19 protein-coding genes are annotated in these 20,254 nt (G+C 29.7%); all 19 read left to right on the top strand.

The genetic code is table 11. The features are described from left to right. Window positions 1-48: 48 nt before the first annotated feature. The 19 genes from ACX6CF_RS06410 (at window position 49) to rpe (ending at window position 20,253) form a co-directional block, all read left to right on the top strand. On the top strand, window positions 49-933 hold the full coding sequence (locus tag ACX6CF_RS06410) for a carbohydrate ABC transporter permease (protein WP_458784480.1): 885 nt from the start codon (window positions 49-51) through the stop codon (window positions 931-933). Next, a complete protein-coding gene (locus ACX6CF_RS06415; protein WP_458784481.1) occupies window positions 933-1,790 on the top strand; it encodes a carbohydrate ABC transporter permease in 858 nt (285 codons plus the stop codon). Before ACX6CF_RS06410 ends, ACX6CF_RS06415 begins: the two co-directional genes overlap by 1 nt. Then, window positions 1,787-4,309, top strand: a complete 2,523-nt coding sequence (locus tag ACX6CF_RS06420) for a phosphodiester glycosidase family protein (protein WP_458784482.1) — start codon at window positions 1,787-1,789, stop codon at window positions 4,307-4,309. The genes ACX6CF_RS06415 and ACX6CF_RS06420 overlap by 4 nt, the downstream gene beginning before the upstream one ends. A 32-nt stretch (window positions 4,310-4,341) precedes the next feature. Continuing rightward, a complete protein-coding gene (locus ACX6CF_RS06425; RefSeq protein ID WP_458784483.1) occupies window positions 4,342-5,379 on the top strand; it encodes a LacI family DNA-binding transcriptional regulator in 1,038 nt (345 codons plus the stop codon). 47 nt (window positions 5,380-5,426) lie between these two features. Further along, window positions 5,427-6,641 carry a hypothetical protein gene (locus tag ACX6CF_RS06430; protein WP_458784484.1) on the top strand — a complete coding sequence of 405 codons (1,215 nt, stop codon included), beginning with the start codon at window positions 5,427-5,429 and terminating at the stop codon, window positions 6,639-6,641. Window positions 6,642-6,814: 173 nt separating this feature from the next. After that, complete coding sequence (locus ACX6CF_RS06435) at window positions 6,815-7,690, top strand: YicC/YloC family endoribonuclease (RefSeq protein ID WP_458784485.1); 876 nt, start codon at window positions 6,815-6,817, stop codon at window positions 7,688-7,690. Between the two features lie 23 nt (window positions 7,691-7,713). After that, window positions 7,714-7,992, top strand: coding sequence for an extracellular matrix/biofilm regulator RemA (gene remA, locus ACX6CF_RS06440; protein ID WP_458784486.1), 279 nt, complete (start codon window positions 7,714-7,716; stop codon window positions 7,990-7,992). 61 nt (window positions 7,993-8,053) lie between these two features. Continuing rightward, the gene (gmk, locus tag ACX6CF_RS06445; protein WP_458784487.1) at window positions 8,054-8,686 is read left to right on the top strand and encodes a guanylate kinase; all 633 of its coding nucleotides are present in this window, start codon (window positions 8,054-8,056) and stop codon (window positions 8,684-8,686) included. Beyond that, window positions 8,687-8,932, top strand: a complete 246-nt coding sequence (gene rpoZ, locus ACX6CF_RS06450; protein ID WP_458784488.1) for a DNA-directed RNA polymerase subunit omega — start codon at window positions 8,687-8,689, stop codon at window positions 8,930-8,932. 227 nt (window positions 8,933-9,159) lie between these two features. After that, window positions 9,160-11,391, top strand: a complete 2,232-nt coding sequence (gene priA / locus ACX6CF_RS06455) for a primosomal protein N' (protein WP_458784489.1) — start codon at window positions 9,160-9,162, stop codon at window positions 11,389-11,391. A gap of 58 nt (window positions 11,392-11,449) precedes the next feature. Further along, window positions 11,450-11,902 carry a peptide deformylase gene (gene def / locus ACX6CF_RS06460; RefSeq protein WP_458784490.1) on the top strand — a complete coding sequence of 151 codons (453 nt, stop codon included), beginning with the start codon at window positions 11,450-11,452 and terminating at the stop codon, window positions 11,900-11,902. A gap of 13 nt (window positions 11,903-11,915) precedes the next feature. Then, entirely contained in the window at window positions 11,916-12,851 is a 936-nt protein-coding gene (gene fmt, locus ACX6CF_RS06465; protein ID WP_458784491.1) for a methionyl-tRNA formyltransferase, read from the top strand. Between the two features lie 4 nt (window positions 12,852-12,855). Next, entirely contained in the window at window positions 12,856-13,557 is a 702-nt protein-coding gene (locus ACX6CF_RS06470; RefSeq protein ID WP_458784492.1) for a zinc metallopeptidase, read from the top strand. Further along, the gene (rsmB, locus tag ACX6CF_RS06475; RefSeq protein ID WP_458784493.1) at window positions 13,550-14,956 is read left to right on the top strand and encodes a 16S rRNA (cytosine(967)-C(5))-methyltransferase RsmB; all 1,407 of its coding nucleotides are present in this window, start codon (window positions 13,550-13,552) and stop codon (window positions 14,954-14,956) included. Before ACX6CF_RS06470 ends, rsmB begins: the two co-directional genes overlap by 8 nt. A 23-nt stretch (window positions 14,957-14,979) precedes the next feature. Continuing rightward, window positions 14,980-16,032, top strand: a complete 1,053-nt coding sequence (rlmN, locus tag ACX6CF_RS06480; protein ID WP_458784617.1) for a 23S rRNA (adenine(2503)-C(2))-methyltransferase RlmN — start codon at window positions 14,980-14,982, stop codon at window positions 16,030-16,032. A gap of 37 nt (window positions 16,033-16,069) precedes the next feature. Next, window positions 16,070-16,792, top strand: coding sequence for a Stp1/IreP family PP2C-type Ser/Thr phosphatase (locus ACX6CF_RS06485; RefSeq protein WP_458784494.1), 723 nt, complete (start codon window positions 16,070-16,072; stop codon window positions 16,790-16,792). A gap of 11 nt (window positions 16,793-16,803) precedes the next feature. After that, a complete protein-coding gene (pknB, locus tag ACX6CF_RS06490) occupies window positions 16,804-18,717 on the top strand; it encodes a Stk1 family PASTA domain-containing Ser/Thr kinase (RefSeq protein WP_458784495.1) in 1,914 nt (637 codons plus the stop codon). Next, on the top strand, window positions 18,717-19,595 hold the full coding sequence (rsgA, locus tag ACX6CF_RS06495) for a ribosome small subunit-dependent GTPase A (protein WP_458784496.1): 879 nt from the start codon (window positions 18,717-18,719) through the stop codon (window positions 19,593-19,595). Before pknB ends, rsgA begins: the two co-directional genes overlap by 1 nt. A 1-nt stretch (window position 19,596) precedes the next feature. Further along, a complete protein-coding gene (gene rpe / locus ACX6CF_RS06500) occupies window positions 19,597-20,253 on the top strand; it encodes a ribulose-phosphate 3-epimerase (RefSeq protein ID WP_458784497.1) in 657 nt (218 codons plus the stop codon). The last annotated feature ends 1 nt before the right edge of the window (window position 20,254 follow it).

The raw sequence follows: 20,254 nt of genomic DNA on the forward strand, positions 1-20,254 counted from the left end.
TGAACGATTAATATTACTAGAAAGAATATAAATTAGGAGTGACCGAATATGCAAAAAGAGAAGGCTAAAATGGGTTATATATTCATAATACCTTCAGTTGTGTTAGTATTAGTTTTTATAGTATATCCTGTTATTAATACAATCAATATGAGTCTTTATGATATCCGTATTCAGACTTTAACAGAGGGGAAAAAATTTGTTGGGTTTGATAACTATATCAGATTATTTAGTGATAGTACTTTTATGGCGAGTTTGAAGTTTACATTATTGTTTACAGTCATTGCTGTTACATTAGAAACTATAATAGGTATGATGTTTGCGTTGATCATGAATAAAGCAATTCCAGGACAGGGTATTATCAGAACTGCTGTCCTTGTGCCTTGGGCTATACCTACTATAGTTTCAGGACTTATGTGGCAATTCATGTATAGTGATCAATATGGAATCATCAATCTTATACTAAGTAAACTTCATCTTATTCAAGATTATATACCATGGCTCATTGAAAAAAATACAGCCATAATAGCAGTTATTATTGCGGATGTATGGAAAACTACACCTTACATGTCGCTGCTTATTTTATCAGGACTTCAAACAGTACCTGAGAGTCTTTATGAAGCTGCTTCACTTGATGGAGCTAATAAGATACAGAGATTTTTCAGAATTACACTACCAATAATTAAACCAGTAGTAGTAGTAGCTATTTTGTTTAGAGTGCTTGCTACATTTAGAATATATGATTTAGTAGTTGCATTAACAAGTGGTGGACCCGCTAATGGAACTCAGAGTTTATCTTTATATACGATTAAGACCTATTTCAATTTTGGTAATCTAGGATATGGTGCAACTTTAGCTGTAGTAACGTTTATAATTTCTCTCTTGATTAGCTTTTTATTTATGGATGCATTGAAGACCAAAATGGAGAAGGTGTAATGATGAAGAAAAATACTAAAACAATAAAACTAAAAAAATATATAAAAAGGTTTTTATTTGCCATATTTTTTATATTTTTTGTTGGTGGAATCATTTTTCCTTTTGTATGGCAGTTACTTAATTCATTCAAGAATCAAAAAGATCTGTTCAGTATTCCGCCTACATTTTGGCCATCAGAGTGGACGTTACAAAATTATATAGATGTTTTTGAAAGGCAGCCTTTTTTACTATATTTAAAAAATAGTACAGTAATTTCATTAGTAAGTACAGCATTATCTGTGTCAATAGGATGTTTAGCCAGTTATGCTGTTTCAAGAACTGACATTAAAGGGAAAAAAATATTTATGTTGGTACTTCTAAGCATAACTTTACTGCCACCAATAACAATTATTAATCCTATATATAAGATGATGAAAAATCTTAGATTACTTAATTCATACTGGGGGTTAGCATTGGCTATAACAACGACACAGTTACCAATGGCGGTTTGGTTTTTATCTACTTTTTTCAAATCAGCCCCTAATACTTTAGAAGAAAGTGCAATGATTGATGGAGCGTCTATTTTCAAATGCTTTTATAAAATTATTATGCCTCTTGTAGCACCAGGGCTATTTACCGTTAGCATATTGGTATTTATAACTGCCTGGAATCAATATTTATTTGCACAAGTGCTGAACCCATTGAAGATCAGGCGTACAGTAACAGTAGGAATCACCCTATATCAAACTGATTATACCGTCCCTTGGGGAACGATGTGTGCAGCTTCTATTGTTATTACAGTACCACTAATAATTGTTGTTCTATTACTCCAAAGAAAAATTATATCAGGTATACTTGATGGAGGAGTAAAAGAATGATGATCTATAAAAAGTGTTATGTTGCAGGAGCTTACAAAAGAAAATTGACAAAAGGTTATTTTCAATATCTAAGATATAATTACGGTACAGTTAAGGTAGATAAGGCAAAAGGGAATGAAGTAATAGTTGATTATGACTTGGATTTAGCATATGGTAATAATGAAATTGATTCATATCGTTATAAATTATACTATAATAAGCTAAAAGATTATTTTATGGATTTTACTCTTTTAGAAGATTATACAGACGAAGAAATATATGGTGATATACATATTATCAGACAAGAAATATTTGACATAGATATGAAAAGAATCTTTTGCAAGTATAGTTCCAATAAAGAGTATGTTCCAGCAAAAAGTTTGAAAAAATTGAATTTCAATGATGCAATAATGAGTTTAGTATATAGTGGTGTGCCAAGAAAACTAAGATATGAAACAAGTGTTATCAATCAATTGGAGCTTCTGAAATCAAAGATAACAAGTGCAGAAAAACTTATATTCCTAGTAGGTGATAGAAAGCAATTATTTAGTCTATTGCAGTTAATAAGTAATAAAGTTATATTGGAGTTTAATGAAAAAAAAGTAGTTATCTATGTTAAAAATAATAGTATTCATGATGAGGCAACAATAGATGATTACCATGACATAATAAAAGATCAATGCATTATTGGATTGAATGACTTAATAAATAGTAAAGAAATATTAATAAGAACATATGATAATATTTCTGTAGGAATGGACTTTAGGAAATTGAATGAAGAGGATATTATATTATTTGAAGAAGCTGCCTGTAATAGATCACTTGTTATAGGATTAGGAGAAAAACATATATTTTCACTAAAAAATGTTTCTTTTGATTATTTTATATTGACGACTGTTAAGAATGTAGTTGTCTCAAGATATACTAATATCTATAGAAATGGTAGTAGTAATATTCCTTATATAATTAGTTATGTTATTAAAGAGTTTGATAGTAATTATGATTTTACAGGTAATGAAAGAATAACTATGAGTTTATTTCATTATAATTGTTTGTTAAATGAAAATGGTATAGATCGGTGCAGGAATTTATTTCAATCTGATGAAGATATTAATAATTTACTACCTACTAAATATATGAATTTCTATTCAACCAGTATGAAAGCGGATGATTTTCCTGAACTTATAATTGAAAAACAAGAATATAAAGATGATTATATATCTATTGAAAAAGAGAAAGTATGTGGATTTATAAATAATCATTTTAATGGGAAATATACTATGTATTATTATAATGCAGACAATAGTGAGAAGATAATAGATTTTGGATGTAATTATATAAATGATAGAAATGTACTTGTTACAGGACTTTTATTTGAAGATGATATTTCATTAAAAGTTTTAGAAGCAGAGAAATTAAATAAAAGTTTGATTTCACCAAGGGAGTATTTTGAAAAGGATAAAGAATGCAATATGAAATATTGCTGTAACTTTTTATATTTTGCCACTGAAAATATAATTGAGGTTTATAATTCTGTAAGAGAACAACGACCACATGAAAAAATTGATGTTGGCAAGATATTTCTTGGTTACAAATATGAAAATCAGAACACTAAAAAAAGAAAAGAATATTTCCCATTATATAATAAAGCATTCATGGGTTATACAAAATCTGGTCATGTAGTTTTCGGTAGAAGAACATTACAAGGTGGTAAATTAATAATTAACAATGAAGAAATTACGTGGAATAGAGAAAATGTGAACAGTGATAAAGGTCAAGTTAGTATTATTACACCATATATAGATAATAAGGATTTGTGCTCCTATAATAAAGATTATAGAAATTTTTGTTATTTATATGGTAAAGCTAGGCTAAATATTGTTATAATAAATAATAAAATAGTTTGTGTGAGATATGGAGAAGTTTCAATCCCTAGTATTGGAGTTGTTCTTTCCGTAACAGGTGTTTATATGCAAAAATTAGTTGATGTACTTGGATTAATTAGGATTAATGATTATTATTATAAAGTTACGAAACCATATAAACTAGATGTATTTCTTGAAAAACCTGATGATATGACTCAAGAACAATGGGATGATATTAGCTGGATCTATGGAGGAGCTACATTACTAGTCGAGAATGGTAAAAACTTGGTCTCTAATAATTGTATACAAACTGAAGCTTTTAAAAGAGAAGGATGGTTTCATCCACTATCAATGCAGACGCAAGAAACACAAGTACAAGATTGGGTTAGAGGTCCAAGAACCGTTGTTGGTTTAACTGAGACAAATGAATTTTTTGTGTTTGTTTTTTCTGGAAGAACAAAAGAAAGCTGTGGAGCTAATTTTGATGAAATTGTCTGTATCTTGGAAAAAGAAGTTGGAGCAGTTAATTGGGCAATGAATCTAGATGGTGGAGCTTCCAGTTGTTTAAGTATGGTCTATAAGAATGAATTAATTGAGTTGAGTTATCCATGTGCATCGGATCTTTCATCAGCAGGGATGATTAGACCAATAAATTCAATGTTAATTATTGAATAGAATAATTTTTTCCAAAAGAAAGAAGGGAAGAAATGGGGAAAAATAATTTAACCATCAAGGATATAGCAAAGAGGACTGGATTTTCAGTTAGAACTGTATCTAGAGTTATTAATAACGGACAGTATGTGAAAGAAGAAACTAGAAAGAAAATTAATGAGGTTATCCAAGAAACTGGTTTTGAAACAAATATATATGCAAAGAGTCTGAGGAAAAAAACAGCTAAAAATATTATACTGGTCATTGAGAAGCAACAAGACCTTTATCCGGGACAATGGTATTCCAATATGTTTCAGAATATAATCAATCAAGCTTCAGCTTATGAATATAATGTATTCATGTTCCAGTTCAATATGGATGATGAAGAAGAGAATAAAAAAAACATACATCTTCTTAAGTCAGGTTTTGTTGATGGAGCTGTAATCCTTAATATACAGAAAGATGATAATAAGATAAGATTATTCCAAGAACTAGGTATTCCCTATGTAACTATAGGTAAAAATTATAATTATCCTGAAAATCCATTTGTAGAGATTGATAATTATAAAGCTTCATATCTTGTTACGGACTATCTGATTAAAAGTGGATGTAAATCTATTCTTTTTTTCCTTGGTAGTAATAGATATATTTCTAATGAAGAAAGAAGAGAAGGATTCTATACAGCAGTCGAAGATAATAAATTGGAAAAACAAAATTTTACTATATATGAAGGTATTAAGTCATATAAAGAAGCTTATACTGCTAGTAATAAAATAATTGAACATAATAAATTACCGGATGCTATATTTGTCTCTGGAGATGAAAAAGCTTTTGGTGTATTAAAATCTCTTAATGAAAAGGGTATAGCTATTCCAGAAGAAGTACAGGTTGTAGGATTTGATAATATACCTATATCAGAATTTACTGTTCCATCTTTAACTACAGTTGAGCAAAATGCTAATGATATTGCATCTAAGGCAATAGAGATCTTAATTGGTATGATTAATGAAGAAGATGATTATCATGGTGATTCAAAAATTGTTTTTGAGCCAAAAATAATATATCGTCATACTACTAAAAAATCTAACGAATAACCTGAGATAGTACAAAACTTCATTACATGAAAGGAAATGTTAATAATATGAATTTTGCTATGGTAATTAATGTTTACGTTGATACTAATAGAGAAAAAATAAATGTGTTTGATCATCCAACTGATTTGGAAGATTTTAAAACACATAATACTTTGATTAATACAATTAGAAGTGTTAACCAATTGAAAATAGATGATAACGATAATCTTAAAATATATGTATTTGCGATAGCGGCTAATGGAGATACAACAAAAGATAGTAATATTAGAGATGAAGTAGCAGAAGTAATGCATGAGTGCAAATTTACAAATCTAATATATACTAATACAGATATTATACATTATAGAGAAATTACGCAAAATGAATTTTTCTCTGTTAAGGGATATCCCGAAATAAGGACGCTGGGTTTTATGATTCCTTATTTACTCAATGAAGATATAATTATTCAGATTGATGATGATGAATTATTGAGAACGGATTATATGATTTATCTAAAAGAAGTGTTGAAAAATAATGAAGACAAATATGTATTTACTGCACCTTATGAAAAGAATGATACTATAAGGATAAGGACAGAAGATAAATTGAAAAGTTGGAAAAAGTTTTCATCCATGGATAACGATATTGTACGTCTTACCAAGGATGACAGTGTAAAGGAAACTCTGTTTGGATTTGGCGGAAACATGATAATTAGAAGAGAATTTGCAGGGAAAATGTTCTATCCCGAAGATGTACCAAGAGGTGAAGATTTTTCATTATTGTTAGCTAGTAGATTAATATATTCTAATGGTAATGAAGAAGCTGATATACATAAACAGAATCCTATGTTCAAAGCATATTTTTTGACAAATGAAGCTGTAACAATAATTCATGAACCACCAGTAGAAGCTAAGGCTGATTTCTTATTCTATCTAGAGAAGAATCTAAAAAGGTTTATCATGGAATGGAATATGTTCACTAATCAAAAAGCTATTGATAGAGAAGATTTGGCACAGCTATCTGATTATATGAGTGAAATGATTGGTTATGATAGTATGACAGATAAAGTCAACGAAATTCTAAACGAGGTAAAAAACCTCAATGAATTTGCTATAAAAGATGTAGAAGAATTAAGATACAAACTATTAGAGTATATTAAGGAGTATAAGAAAGTAGATAGATTTACATTATTTAAAACTAAGCAATATAAATATATTAAATATATGGATGAATTAAAAAAGAATACGGTATTTATTAATGAATTAATAAATAATAAAATATAATTTTAATTAGGCTTCTTTCAGATATGAAAGAGCCTTTACTATTTTAGAGATTTTTGGTTCTGTATTGTTGACTAGATATTTATAGTAAGGTATAATACCATAAGGATAATACCAATAAATATGAATTAAAATTTAATTAATTTTAGCTCATATCCTAGAAATGAGTGATTATAATGGTAAAAAGTATGACAGGCTTTGGTAGAGGTGAATATGTATCTAATGATAGAAAAATGACAGTTGAAATTAAATCTGTTAATCATAGATATTGTGATATCAATGTTAGAATGCCAAAGAAAATAAGTTTCCTAGAAAATAACATCAGGACTTTTGTTAAAAAGAGAGTATCTAGAGGAAAGGTTGATATATTTATTTCTTATGAAGATAACTCTGAAGGTAATGAATGTATTAAACTCAATGAAGATTTGATAGGACAATATCTAAAATACTTTGATATTATTAGTGAAAAATTTGAATTAGATAATGACATAAAAGTATCCAATATTACTAGATATCCTGAAGTTATAACAATAGAAGAACAAGATGTTGATGAAGAATTGTTATGGAATATAATGGAGAAAGCATTAAGTATAGCTATAGATAAACTGATCGCTACAAGAACAACTGAAGGTGAATTATTAAAAAGTGATATAATAAAAAAATTAGATACAATCAATAATCTAGTTGCAGGTATCAAAACTAGGGCACCTTATGTTATTGAAGAATATAAAGTTAAATTGGAAAATAGAATAAATGACTTATTGAATAGTACTATTGATGAAGCGAGACTTGCTGTCGAGGTTGCTATATATGCAGATAAATGTTGTGTAGATGAAGAAATAGTTAGGTTAGAAAGCCATATAGAACATATGAGACGTACTCTAAATAAAGATATTCCTATTGGAAGGAAATTGGATTTTCTTTTACAGGAAATGAATAGAGAATCTAACACTATTTTGTCAAAGTCAAATGATATTGAAGTTTCTACTAATGGTTTGGAACTAAAAACCGAAATAGAAAAAATTCGTGAACAAATCCAAAATATTGAATAATTATAGTAAGGGAGATTAATATAATGATTCAAATGGTTAATATTGGTTTTGGAAACATTATTTCTGCTAATAGAATTATTGCTATTATAAGTCCAGAATCAGCGCCTATAAAAAGAGTTATACAAAATGGCAGGGATGATGGAAAATTAATTGATGCAACTTACGGAAGAAAAACAAGAGCTGTTATTATAATGGATAGTGGGCAAATCATATTATCTGCTATTTTACCTGAAACAGTAGGACAAAGACTTATAAAAGATAATTTGGATATAATGGAAGAAGACAAAAAAAGTATGCTATAGCATAAATGCAATTATATATAAGACAAAATAAATTATAAAAAACATAATTAAAGGTGATTAGATGAATAAAAAGGGCATACTCATAATTATATCAGGTTTTTCAGGTGCTGGAAAAGGTTCAGTAGTTAAAAAACTTTTATCAAAAGGAGATTATATTCTGTCTATATCTTCTACAACTAGAGCACCAAGAGAATATGAGAAACATGGAAGAGAATATTTTTTCGATAGCCGTAAAGACTTCGAAAAGATGATAGCAGATAATGAACTTATAGAATGGGCATCCTATTGTGATAATTATTATGGTACACCTAGGAAATTTGTGGAAAATAATCTAGAGCAAGGTAAAAATGTAATTCTTGAGATTGAGATGCAAGGAGCTCTTGATGTAAAATCACAATATAATGAGGCAGTATTAATTTTTGTTACAGCTCCTAAGGCAGCTGATTTGAAAACAAGATTAGAAAAAAGAGGAACAGAAAGTTCTGATATCATTAACAAAAGACTTAAGAGATCATATGAAGAAACAGAAGTTCTGAATCAATATGATTATATTGTTGTTAATGATGATTTGCAAGAATGTGCTGAAGATATTATCTCAATAATTAATGCAGAACATAAAAGAGCCAATAGAAGTGTTGAACTAAAAGAAAGATTGAAAAATGAATTTAAAGAACTCTTGAAAGGAGAGATATAGATGTTACATCCATCTTATACAGATTTAATGGCAACAATAAATGATAGAATGAGTAGTGATGAAGAAAAACTAAAAAGTAGATATTCAATAGTTGTAGCTTCAGCAAAACGAGCTAGGGAGATTATTGGAGGGGACGAAATATTATCTACTAAGAATTATACTAAACCATTATCAAATGCTGTAAACGAACTTTATGAAGGCAAGATTGATATAGTATCACATGATTTAGAAGAGGATGACCAATAAGTAAGGGGGATACCCCCCCTTTTTTTGTGCTATATAAAAGATATCTTATGAGAAGTCTATTACATTGTTATATGGTTATTCATATGTTATAATAAGAAAATAATGGTATGATTATATATAAGTTGAATTAAGGAAAATATGTTGAACTTATTGAAGTGTGTGTATAGATGTTTAAGGTCAATATATAGTTGTTTTATATATTTAGCTTTACATAAAAGGAAGATTATATGAATAAATATGCAGATATTATTGTTGATATATCTCATTCAAAGTTAGATAGAGTATTTCAATATCATGTTCCCGACAATTTGCTGGATAAGATTCTAATTGGAACAGTTGTTAATATACCTTTTGGCAAAGGAAATAAAAATTTAAAAGGATATGTTATAGGGTTTACTGATAAACCTAATTTTGACGTGGATAAGATTAAAGACATTACAGGTGTAGCGACAATGAATATGTCCATAGAAGCTCATTTGATTAAATTAGCTGTGTGGATGAAAGAACGATATGCATGTACCATAATATCAGCGCTTAGAACATTAATCCCAATTAATAAAAAGGTTACTGAAAAGACCCAAAAAGAGATTGTTAGAAAAGTTAATGTTGATGAATTGAAAGCATACATTGATATATGGGATAATAAAAATTACAAGGCTTTAAGTAGAGCGGGAAATTACTTGTTGACCAATGAAAAATTCAAACAGAGTACAATAGTCAATAAAGCTGATATTTCTCCAGCTGTACTACTGAATCTGGAGAAAAAAGGAATTATACAAATTAATTCGGAACGTATTTATAGAGAACCATATAATGTTAATAATATAAAAAGAAGTAAAAACAAATTACCTAATATGGAACAACAACAGATAATTAATATAATTTCTAATAAATTAAAAGAGGAAAGTCAAGTTTATTTAATTCATGGTATAACTGGTAGTGGAAAAACAGAAGTATATATGCAAATAATTGAAAAAGTCCTAGCAAAAGGGCAACAGGCTATAGTATTAATACCTGAGATAGCTTTGACTCCTCAAACAGTCAGGAATTTCATATCAAGATTCGGTGACAGGGTAGGAGTAATGCATAGTAAATTATCTGCCGGTGAAAAATATGATGGGTGGAGAAGAGCAAGAGACGGTAATATATCTATTATGATAGGTCCTAGATCTGCAGTTTTTACTCCATTCAAAAACCTTGGTATCATAATTATTGACGAAGAACATGAAATGAGTTACAAGTCAGAGGTATCACCTAAATACCATGCTAGAGAAGTGGCAATTAAAAGAGGTGAAATGACAGGTGCTGATGTTGTGTTAGGCTCTGCTACACCATCTTTAGAAACATATTACTTAGCTAAACAAAGTAAATATACTTTATTAGAATTAAAAGAAAAAGCCGCTTCAACTAATAAATTGGATGTTCAAGTTGTTGATATGCGCGAAGAATTAATAAATGGTAATAAATCGATATTTAGTGATGCTTTAAGAAACCAAATACAGGATAAATTATTTAAAAAGGAACAGATTATTTTATTTCTAAATAGAAGAGGTTATTCAAGATTTGTATCTTGCAGACAATGTGGATATGTAGTTAAATGTAAAAGTTGTGATATACCCTATACATATCATGCTTATGGTGATAAACTTATTTGTCACTATTGTGGTGATACGATAAATATGGTTGATAAATGTCCTTCTTGTAATTCAAGATACATTAAACAATTTGGTATAGGTACTCAAAAAGTGGAGTCATATGTAAAAAAAGAATTCCCTATGGCAAGGATACTAAGAATGGACCTTGATACAACTACAAGAAAAAATAGTTATGATAATATATTAGGGAAATTTAGAAATGGTGAAGCAGATATATTAATAGGTACTCAAATGGTTGCGAAAGGTCATGATTTTCCTGATGTTACACTAGTTGGTGTAATAGCAGCTGATTTATCACTCTATATGAGTGATTTCAGAGCTTCAGAGAGAACGTTTCAATTATTGACACAGGTTACAGGTAGAGCTGGTAGAAGCAGTCTAAAGGGAACAGCCATAATTCAGTCCTATACTCCAGAACACTATAGCATAACGAAATCCAAGGAACAAGATTATATAGGATTCTATGAAGCTGAGATTAAGTATAGACAAGTCATGAATTATCCGCCATTTTCAAATTTATTAATATTGTTGATTCAATCGACTAATGAAAAAGAGATTATAAAAAGATCCTTTGAATTAAAAAACGATATATGCTTAGTGGCATCTAAATTGGGATTTGAAGTTATTGGACCATCACCAGCTAATATATCTAAAATAAAAAATAATTATAGAAGAGTTATACTATTAAGAAGTAATGGGTATAAGGAGTTGATGCAATTCATTAATAGGTATATGGGTAGATTAAGTGTTAAATATAAAGATATTTCAATACATGTTGATATAAACCCATTGATTTCATATTAAGATTAAATGTAATATAATAAAAACTAATATAAATTGTAAATAAAGGAGTGTTCTGATAATGGCTTTGAGACAAATAAGAGTTGAAGGCGACGAAATTTTAAGAAAAAATTGTAAAGAGATAAAAGAGATTACAAAAAATATAAAAGTATTAGCTGAAGACATGATAGAAACTATGAGAAGTGCTAATGGAGTTGGTCTAGCAGGACCACAAGTAGGGATTTTAAAACAAATAGTAGTAATTGATATTGGTGAAGGACCAATGGTTCTAATAAATCCAAAGATAATTAAAACAAAAGGTGAACAAATCAATCCAGAAGGGTGTTTAAGTATACCTGGTAAATCTGGAGAAGTTAAAAGACCTTCATACGTTAAAGCGGAAGCAATGAATTTGGATGGAGAAAAGATTATTATTGAAGGAAGAGAATTATTGGCTGTAGCATTATGCCATGAAACAGACCATCTCAAGGGTAGATTATTTATTGATATAGCTGAAAACATAGTACAAGATTAAAGAGGGTGATAATTTGAAAGTAGTATTTATGGGAACTCCTGATTTTTCGGTACCGACTTTACAGGAGTTAATTAATTCTGAACACGAAGTGGCTGCAGTTGTCACAAAACCTGATAAACCAAAAGGTAGAGGTAATAAGGTTTTATTTACCCCTATCAAAGAAGTAGCCATCAGTAATAATATAAAAGTATATCAACCACAAAAATTAAGTGAAGAAGATTTTGCCAAATCTATGGAAGATATTAATCCAGATGTTATAGTTGTTATAGCCTTTGGTAAAATATTACCAAAACGTATTCTTGATTTACCGAAATATGGTTGTATTAATGTTCATGCTTCCTTATTGCCGAAATATAGAGGTGCTGGACCTATTCAATGGTCAATAATTAATGGTGAATCTGAAACAGGAATAACAACTATGTATATGGATGTTGGACTAGATACAGGTGATATTCTACTAAAAGAAGTAGTAGAAATAGAAGATACAGATACAGGTGGTTCATTGCATGATAAATTATCTGATGTTGGTGCAAAATTATTGGTTAAAACTTTGAAAGAAGTACAAAATAATACTATAAATAGAGTTAAGCAGAATTCAGATGAATCAACATATGCACCTATGCTTGAAAAAAGCTTAGGGAATATTAATTGGGAAAATGAATCATATAATATAGAATTGCTTATTAGAGGATTGAATCCTTGGCCTAGTGCTTATACTTATCTTGGTAACAAAATCCTTAAGATATGGGCGGGTAAGGTAGTAGATGATTCATATAAAGGTAAATCAGGTGAAATTGTTGATATTCTAAAAGATGGATTCATCGTAAAATGCGGAAAACAATGTATTTTATTAAAGGAAGTTCAGCTACAAGGTAAAAAAAGAATGTCAGCTGATGCTTTCTTAAGAGGATATAAACTAGAGGTAGGAGAAATATTAGGAAGGAGATGATAACATGAGGGGAATCGGCACCTATGGTCTTTTTTATGATCCTACATTCATAATATTAATACCTGCCATGCTTTTATCTTTATATGCTCAATCCAAAGTAACATCAACATTTAAAAAATATTCTGGGTATAGGAATTCTCGAGGGTATACTGGTAAAGATGTTGCAGAAATGATTCTAAGACAAGCTGGAATATATGATGTAAAGGTAGAGCATGTAAGTGGTAGATTAACAGATCATTATGATCCGAGATCAAAAGTATTAAAGTTATCTGACGCAGTATATAATAATCAATCTATTGCAGCAGTTGGAGTTGCAGCACATGAGTGCGGTCATGCTATTCAACATGACACAGGATATACCTTTTTGAAAATTAGACATGCTATCTATCCTGTTGTAAATATATCATCTAAACTTGCATTCCCTATAGTACTAGTGGGTCTTATTGCAAATATATTTTTCCTCAAATTGGGTATTATATTATTTGCGGCTGTAGTATTATTTCAATTAGTTACCTTACCAGTTGAATTTAATGCATCTAATCGTGCCATAGGTATATTAGAGTCCAGTGCATATCTCTCTTATGATGAGATAGTACCAGCAAAAAAAGTTCTATCAGCTGCAGCTCTTACTTATGTTGCGGCGGCAGCAGCTTCAATATCTAGTTTGTTAAGATTGCTATTGATAGCTGGAAGAAGAAATGACTAAAACAAAGAGTTCGTCGGGGGTAGATATGACAAACGGTAGTAATAACAAGGAAAATAAGATAAATGCTAGAAACGTAGCATTAGATATCATCACAAGTATATTTGATGATAAAGCATATACTAATATAGCTATTGATAAATATTTCAACAGTAATAATGATATATCAAAAATAGATAGAGCTTTTATTACTAGAATTGTTGAAGGTACAGTTGAACATGTAATAACTATAGATTATGTAATTGATAAGTTTTCAAAAACAAAGACAAAGAAAATGAAAAAGATCATATTATATATTTTAAGATTATCTGTTTATCAGATTAAATATATGGATAAAGTACCAGTCTCAGCTGTTTGTAATGAAGCTGTTAAATTAGCTAAAAAAAGGAAATTTAATAACCTGTCTGGTTTTGTGAATGGTGTTCTCAGGAATATAGCAAGAAATATGGATGATATCGAATATCCTAAGGAAAATGATGAACCAATCAAATATTTATCTATAATTTATTCTTTTCCAATATGGATTATTGAATTATGGTTAGAACATTATGATTATGAAACTGTTAAACAAATGTGCATTAATAGCAACAAAGTGGCTAAAACAAATATTAGATGTAATTTAACAAGAACAAGTGTTAGGGATTTAAAAAAGCGGTTAGAAGATGATGATGTAAATGTAGAAGATGGCAATCTTCTTGATTATGCTTTGAAGATTAATAACTATAACAATATTAGAAGTTTAAAAGCTTTTAGTGATGGTGATTTTACAGTTCAGGATGAAAGCTCCATGTTAGTGGCTCATTTAGCAAAGCCAGATATGAATAGTTTCGTCATTGATGTATGCGCTGCACCAGGTGGAAAAACAACCCATTTTGCAGAAATACTGAATGATACTGGTAGAGTTGTTTCTAGAGATATATATCCTAAGAAATTACAACTAATAGAGGAAAATGTAAAAAGATTACAGCTCCATAATGTTGATGTAAAAGAGTATAATGCATTAGAGATTGATGAGTCACTAATAGAAAAGGCTGATATAGTTATAGCGGATGTACCGTGTTCAGGACTTGGAATAATAAGAAAAAAACCTGATATAAAATATAATATAAAAAGAAAAGATATAAGTAATCTAATTGATATTCAAAGGAATATATTAAAAGTAGTTTGCAAATATGTAAAAACAGGTGGTATACTTATGTATAGCACATGTACAGTTAATCCACAAGAAAACATACAAAATGTTAAATGGTTCATTGATAATTTTCCTTTTGAATTAGTTGGTTTTGAGGATGTTTTACCAAATACGGTTAACAATAATGAAGAAGGGTATATTCAATTATTGCCTGGATATTATGATACAGATGGTTTCTTTATCGCGAAACTAAAAAGAATAGGAAAATAGACCATATATGGAAGGAATAGTAGATTTTGAACAATAAGATTGATATTTTATCAATGTCCATAGATGAATTAATAGAATTTATGGATAAAATGGGAGAGAAGAAATTTAGAGCTAAACAGATATATGGGTGGCTACATGAAAAAAGAGTAGCATCTTTTGCAGAAATGACTAATATATCTAAGGCTTTACAAGATAAATTAGCTGCAACGTGTAATATAGCAACACTTCATGAAGTTAAAAAACTAGAGTCAAAAGATGGAACAATAAAGTATTTGTTTGAATTGCATGACCATCATGTTGTTGAAAGTGTTCTAATGTCTTATAAGCATGGGAACTCAGTATGTATATCTTCTCAAGTAGGATGTAGGATGGGATGTAAATTCTGTGCATCCACCATTGGTGGATTAAAAAGACATTTAACAGTTTCTGAGATGCTAGGACAAGTATATGAAATGAACAGAATAAGTGGTAAGAGGATATCTAATATAGTGATCATGGGTACTGGTGAACCTTTAGATAATTATGATGTTCTTGTTAAATTTATTAAAATCATTAACTCGGAAGAAGGCATGAATATTAGTCAAAGAAACATTACTGTATCTACATGTGGAATCATAGAAAAGATATATGAATTGGCTGATGAGAACTTTAAGATTACTTTAGCAATCTCATTACATGCTCCTAACAATTCCGTAAGAAAAAAAATGATGCCCATTGCAGAGGTGTATGGCTATAGTTTATTAATTGAAGCATGTAAAGATTACGTTAAGAAGACTAAGAGAAGAATTACATTTGAATATAGTTTGGTAGATGGTGTTAATGATTCAATATATTGTGCTAGAGAATTATCCAAAGTATTAAAAGGAATTTTATGCCATGTTAATCTAATACCAATTAATCAAGTAGAAGAAAGAAATTATAGACATAGTAAGAGAGAGACTATTATTGCATTTAAAAATATATTAGAAAAACATAAAATACCTACTACGATAAGACGTGAATTGGGAAGCGACATTGATGCAGCTTGTGGACAGCTTAGAAGAAGTTACACCAAAAATGAAAACAAGGAAGTATAATTAAATTTATTATAATGGTAATACTATAGGAGGTTATATGAAAGCTATAGGAAAAACACATAAGGGGAAAATAAGAAATATAAATCAAGATAGTTTTTACATTTCTAATGAAAAAATTGGAAATCTTCCTAATCTATATATAATTGCTGATGGGATGGGAGGACATAAAGCAGGAGAGTATGCTTCAATGTGTGCTGTTGAAGAATTTGTTAGTTATGTTAAGACTAGTGAATACGCACATATTTCAGATGCTTTCATTAATGGAATAAATTACATAAATGAATTAATCTATAATAAATCATTAGCAGATGAGAATTATTCTGGTATGGGAACAACATTTATTGTTTGTTCGGTAGAAGATGAGAAATTATATGTTGCTAATGTAGGTGATAGTAGATTATATCTAATTAATAATGCTATCAATCAAATTACAGAAGACCATTCATTAGTGGAAGAAATGATTAAATGTGGTAAACTATCAAGAGGTCAAGGTAAAAATCACCCAAATAAAAATATTATTACTAGAGCTGTTGGTGCTGATGAAACTGTAAAATGTGATATATTTACTTTGAACATAACTAGTGAGGAATTTATCCTAATGTGTTCAGATGGTTTGACCAATATGTTAGAAGATGATACAATTCTCCAAGTAGTTGGTTCTAATAAAAAACTTGAAGAAAAGCTTGATGAATTGATAAAACTCGCTCTTCATAATGGAGGAACTGATAATATAGCAGCTGTATTAATAAAAGGGGAATGAGGTGACATGGTATGTTGCAGCCAGGAGTAATTTTAAGTGGTAGATATGAAATAATTGAAAAAGTTGGTTCAGGCGGTATGTCTATAGTCTATAAAGCTAAATGTAATAAACTAGAGAGATATGTAGCAGTAAAAGTTTTGAGAGATGAATTTTGCTTAGACGAAGAATTTGTTAGAAGATTTAAAGTAGAAGCTCAATCTGCAGCTAGTTTATCACATCACAATATTGTTAATATATATGATGTAGGAAATGATAAAAATATTTATTATATAGTAATGGAATTACTAGATGGAATAACCCTAAAAGAGTATATTAAGAACAATGCGCCTTTATCTGATGCTGAGACTATAAAAATTGCTGCATCTATTGCTTCAGCGTTAGAACATGCACATGAAAATCATATTATACATAGGGACATCAAGCCACAAAATATTATCATCACAAAAGATGGTAATGTAAAAGTAGCTGATTTTGGTATTGCTAGAGTAGCTACAGATAAAACTATTGTAGCCCCTACTAATGCAAGTGGTTCAGTTCACTATATTTCTCCAGAACAAGCCAGAGGTGGCTTTTGCGACGAGAAAAGTGATTTGTACTCTCTAGGTATCACTATGTATGAAATGGCTACAGGAACATTACCTTATCAAGCTGAAAGTCCGGTTTCAGTAGCGCTTCTTCATATAAATGAAGATTTACCAAGTCCAAGAGAAAAAAATCCTAATATAACTAAATGCCTAGAATCAATAATAATTAAAGCAACTTTAAAGAAAACTGAATTCAGATATTCTAGCGCAGATGAGTTAATGGGAGATCTAAAAAAAGCGAATATATCACCAGAAGATGATTTTGTTGATATTAAAATACTTGATGATTCACCTACTCTTTTTATGTCTGACAATGATATGAAAAAGATATGGAAAGAAAAAGAGAATGATGTTGTTACTGAGAAAAAATCAACTCTTGAAAGGGTTGTAGTTTTTCTAGGAGTAATATCTGCTATTATTTTAGTATCAATAGTTTCGTTTTTTGTGTTTAATAGTATAAAAGATAGATTACAGCCAGTAGAAGTATTAATACCTGATGTACAGGGTATGTTGCTTCCTGAGGCAAAAGAATTATTAGATGATAAACATTTAACGGTTGATATTACTGAAAGAACCTATGATGATACTTATGATGTAGATGAAATCATTAAACAAAGTCCAGAAAAAAATACAGTAGCAAAAAAAAATCAAATTGTAAGTTTAACAGTTAGTAAAGGAATAGAAACTTTTCTTGTTCCGGATGTTTTAAGTATTAAATTTACAACTGCACAGAGTATTATACAAGGCAGAAGTTTAACTTATAAAATAGAAAGAGAATATCATGATTCCATACCTTTAGGGATTGTTATTAGACAATATCCAGAAGTAGGAACTAACCTAAAAAAAGGTGAGGTAGTTACTATTTATGTAAGTAAAGGCAAGGAAGAAAAAATGGCTATTGTACCTGATTTAAAAGGTTCAACAGAACAACAGGCTAGAAACAAGTTAAGTGAAAAAAACTTGGAGTTAGGGAATATAACACGAATAAATCACAACACAGTAGCAAAAGGTATAATCATTAGTCAAACTGTTGATCCTGGTGACGAAGTTAAAGAAAACTATGTCATTGATATTGCAGTTAGTTTAGGTAAAAAAGCCCTTATAACCCATACAGAACAAGTTAATGATTTATTTGATATTAATCAAACAGAAGGTCAAGTTAAAGCGATTCTTGTTAGCAATGGTAAGGAGAGTATTGTATTTAACAAGTTAGTAAAAAGTGAAGAGTTTCCTGTGTCAATTATGGTTTCCGGAGAGGGAGATGCAGTTATTAAAATTTATCTGAATGATGTGTACCAATATGAAAATCCTTTTGTTTTTAAAAAAGAGGAGGCTAATTAATGATAGGTAAAATCATTAAAGGAATAGCAGGATTTTATTATATACATGTACCTGAAAAAGGTATATATGAATGTAAAGCTAGAGGTATATTCAGAAATAAGAAAATAAAGCCTCTAATTGGTGATAATGTGAAGATTGATGTACTTGAGAATGAAGACATGAAAGGTAATGTCTTGGAAATTTTACCTAGGAAAAACAGTTTGGTTAGACCTACAGTTGCTAATATTGATCAAGTTGTTATAGTCTTTGCAGTTGAGAATCCAAAACCTAACTTTAATCTACTGGATAAATTTTTGATAATGGCCGAGAGAGAAGAAATACATGTAGTCATATGTTTTAATAAAGTCGATACTATGTCTGATGAAGATTTAGAGGAGATAAGAAAAATATACAAAGATACAGGGTATGATGTGCTTTTAACCAGTGCAACTAAAGACATAGGAATATCACCCCTCAGGAATATATTATATGATAAAACTACGGTATTTGCTGGACCTTCAGGTGTAGGGAAATCATCTATACTTAACCTCATTCAATCAGTGGAGATGCTTGAAACGGGCGAAGTTAGTGAAAAGATTAAAAGAGGTAAACATACTACCAGACATGCAACCCTATTAGCTTTTGATAAAGATAGCTATGTTGTAGATACACCTGGTTTTAGTTCTCTGTATATTGATGAAATTGAAAAAGATGATCTCAAAAATTATTTTATTGAGTTTAAAAGATATGAAGATAGCTGTAAATTCTATGGGTGTAGTCATATAAGTGAACCTAATTGTGCAGTGAAAGATGCATTAGAAAACGGTGAAATAAGTAAACTTAGATATGAAAGTTATAAATTATTATATGATGAATTAAAAGATATTAGGAGATGGTAAAATGATAAAGATAGCACCTTCAATCTTAGCAGCAGATTTTGCGAATTTGGGACGTGATATTAAGAAAATTGATGAAGCAGGATGTGACTATGTACACATTGATGTTATGGATGGCTCATTTGTTCCTAATATTTCATTTGGTGTACCTATTATTAAAAGTGTAAGGGATTATACTGATAAAGTATTTGATGTACATTTAATGATTGAAGAACCTAGTAGGTATATAGAAGACTTTAAAGAAGCAGGAGCGGATATAATAACAGTACATGCTGAAGCTTGTAAGCATCTACATAGTACTGTTTCTCTGATAAAGAGCTATGGTCTAAAGGCAGCAGTATCGTTAAATCCTGCTACCCCTATTAGTGCTCTAGAATATGTTATTGATGAACTTGATATGGTTTTGCTTATGTCTGTAAACCCAGGTTTCGGAGGACAAAAATTCATAGAGTCTTCACTACACAAAATTAGTGCAATAAAAGATGTTATTTGTGGTAGAGGATTGAAATGCGATATTGAAGTGGATGGAGGAATATCACTAGATAACGTAAAAAAAGTAGTTAATGCAGGAGCAAATGTAATCGTTGCGGGTTCAGCAATATATAAGTCAGAAAATATAGAAAAAACAATCAAAGATTTTAGAGAGGTTTGTGAGAATTAGA

The sequence above is a fragment of the Vallitalea sediminicola genome (assembly GCF_054408565.1).

Bases quoted from the DNA above. Each gene is read 5' to 3' on its own strand.
- ACX6CF_RS06410 (WP_458784480.1), top strand. From the start codon at position 49: ATGCAAAAAGAGAAGGCTAAAATGGGTTATATATTCATAATACCTTCA.
- ACX6CF_RS06415 (WP_458784481.1), top strand. From the start codon at position 933: ATGATGAAGAAAAATACTAAAACAATAAAACTAAAAAAATATATAAAA.
- ACX6CF_RS06420 (WP_458784482.1), top strand. From the start codon at position 1,787: ATGATGATCTATAAAAAGTGTTATGTTGCAGGAGCTTACAAAAGAAAA.
- ACX6CF_RS06425 (WP_458784483.1), top strand. From the start codon at position 4,342: ATGGGGAAAAATAATTTAACCATCAAGGATATAGCAAAGAGGACTGGA.
- ACX6CF_RS06430 (WP_458784484.1), top strand. From the start codon at position 5,427: ATGAATTTTGCTATGGTAATTAATGTTTACGTTGATACTAATAGAGAA.
- ACX6CF_RS06435 (WP_458784485.1), top strand. From the start codon at position 6,815: ATGGTAAAAAGTATGACAGGCTTTGGTAGAGGTGAATATGTATCTAAT.
- remA (WP_458784486.1), top strand. From the start codon at position 7,714: ATGATTCAAATGGTTAATATTGGTTTTGGAAACATTATTTCTGCTAAT.
- gmk (WP_458784487.1), top strand. From the start codon at position 8,054: ATGAATAAAAAGGGCATACTCATAATTATATCAGGTTTTTCAGGTGCT.
- rpoZ (WP_458784488.1), top strand. From the start codon at position 8,687: ATGTTACATCCATCTTATACAGATTTAATGGCAACAATAAATGATAGA.
- priA (WP_458784489.1), top strand. From the start codon at position 9,160: ATGAATAAATATGCAGATATTATTGTTGATATATCTCATTCAAAGTTA.
- def (WP_458784490.1), top strand. From the start codon at position 11,450: ATGGCTTTGAGACAAATAAGAGTTGAAGGCGACGAAATTTTAAGAAAA.
- ACX6CF_RS06470 (WP_458784492.1), top strand. From the start codon at position 12,856: ATGAGGGGAATCGGCACCTATGGTCTTTTTTATGATCCTACATTCATA.
- rsmB (WP_458784493.1), top strand. From the start codon at position 13,550: ATGACTAAAACAAAGAGTTCGTCGGGGGTAGATATGACAAACGGTAGT.
- ACX6CF_RS06485 (WP_458784494.1), top strand. From the start codon at position 16,070: ATGAAAGCTATAGGAAAAACACATAAGGGGAAAATAAGAAATATAAAT.
- pknB (WP_458784495.1), top strand. From the start codon at position 16,804: ATGTTGCAGCCAGGAGTAATTTTAAGTGGTAGATATGAAATAATTGAA.
- rsgA (WP_458784496.1), top strand. From the start codon at position 18,717: ATGATAGGTAAAATCATTAAAGGAATAGCAGGATTTTATTATATACAT.
- rpe (WP_458784497.1), top strand. From the start codon at position 19,597: ATGATAAAGATAGCACCTTCAATCTTAGCAGCAGATTTTGCGAATTTG.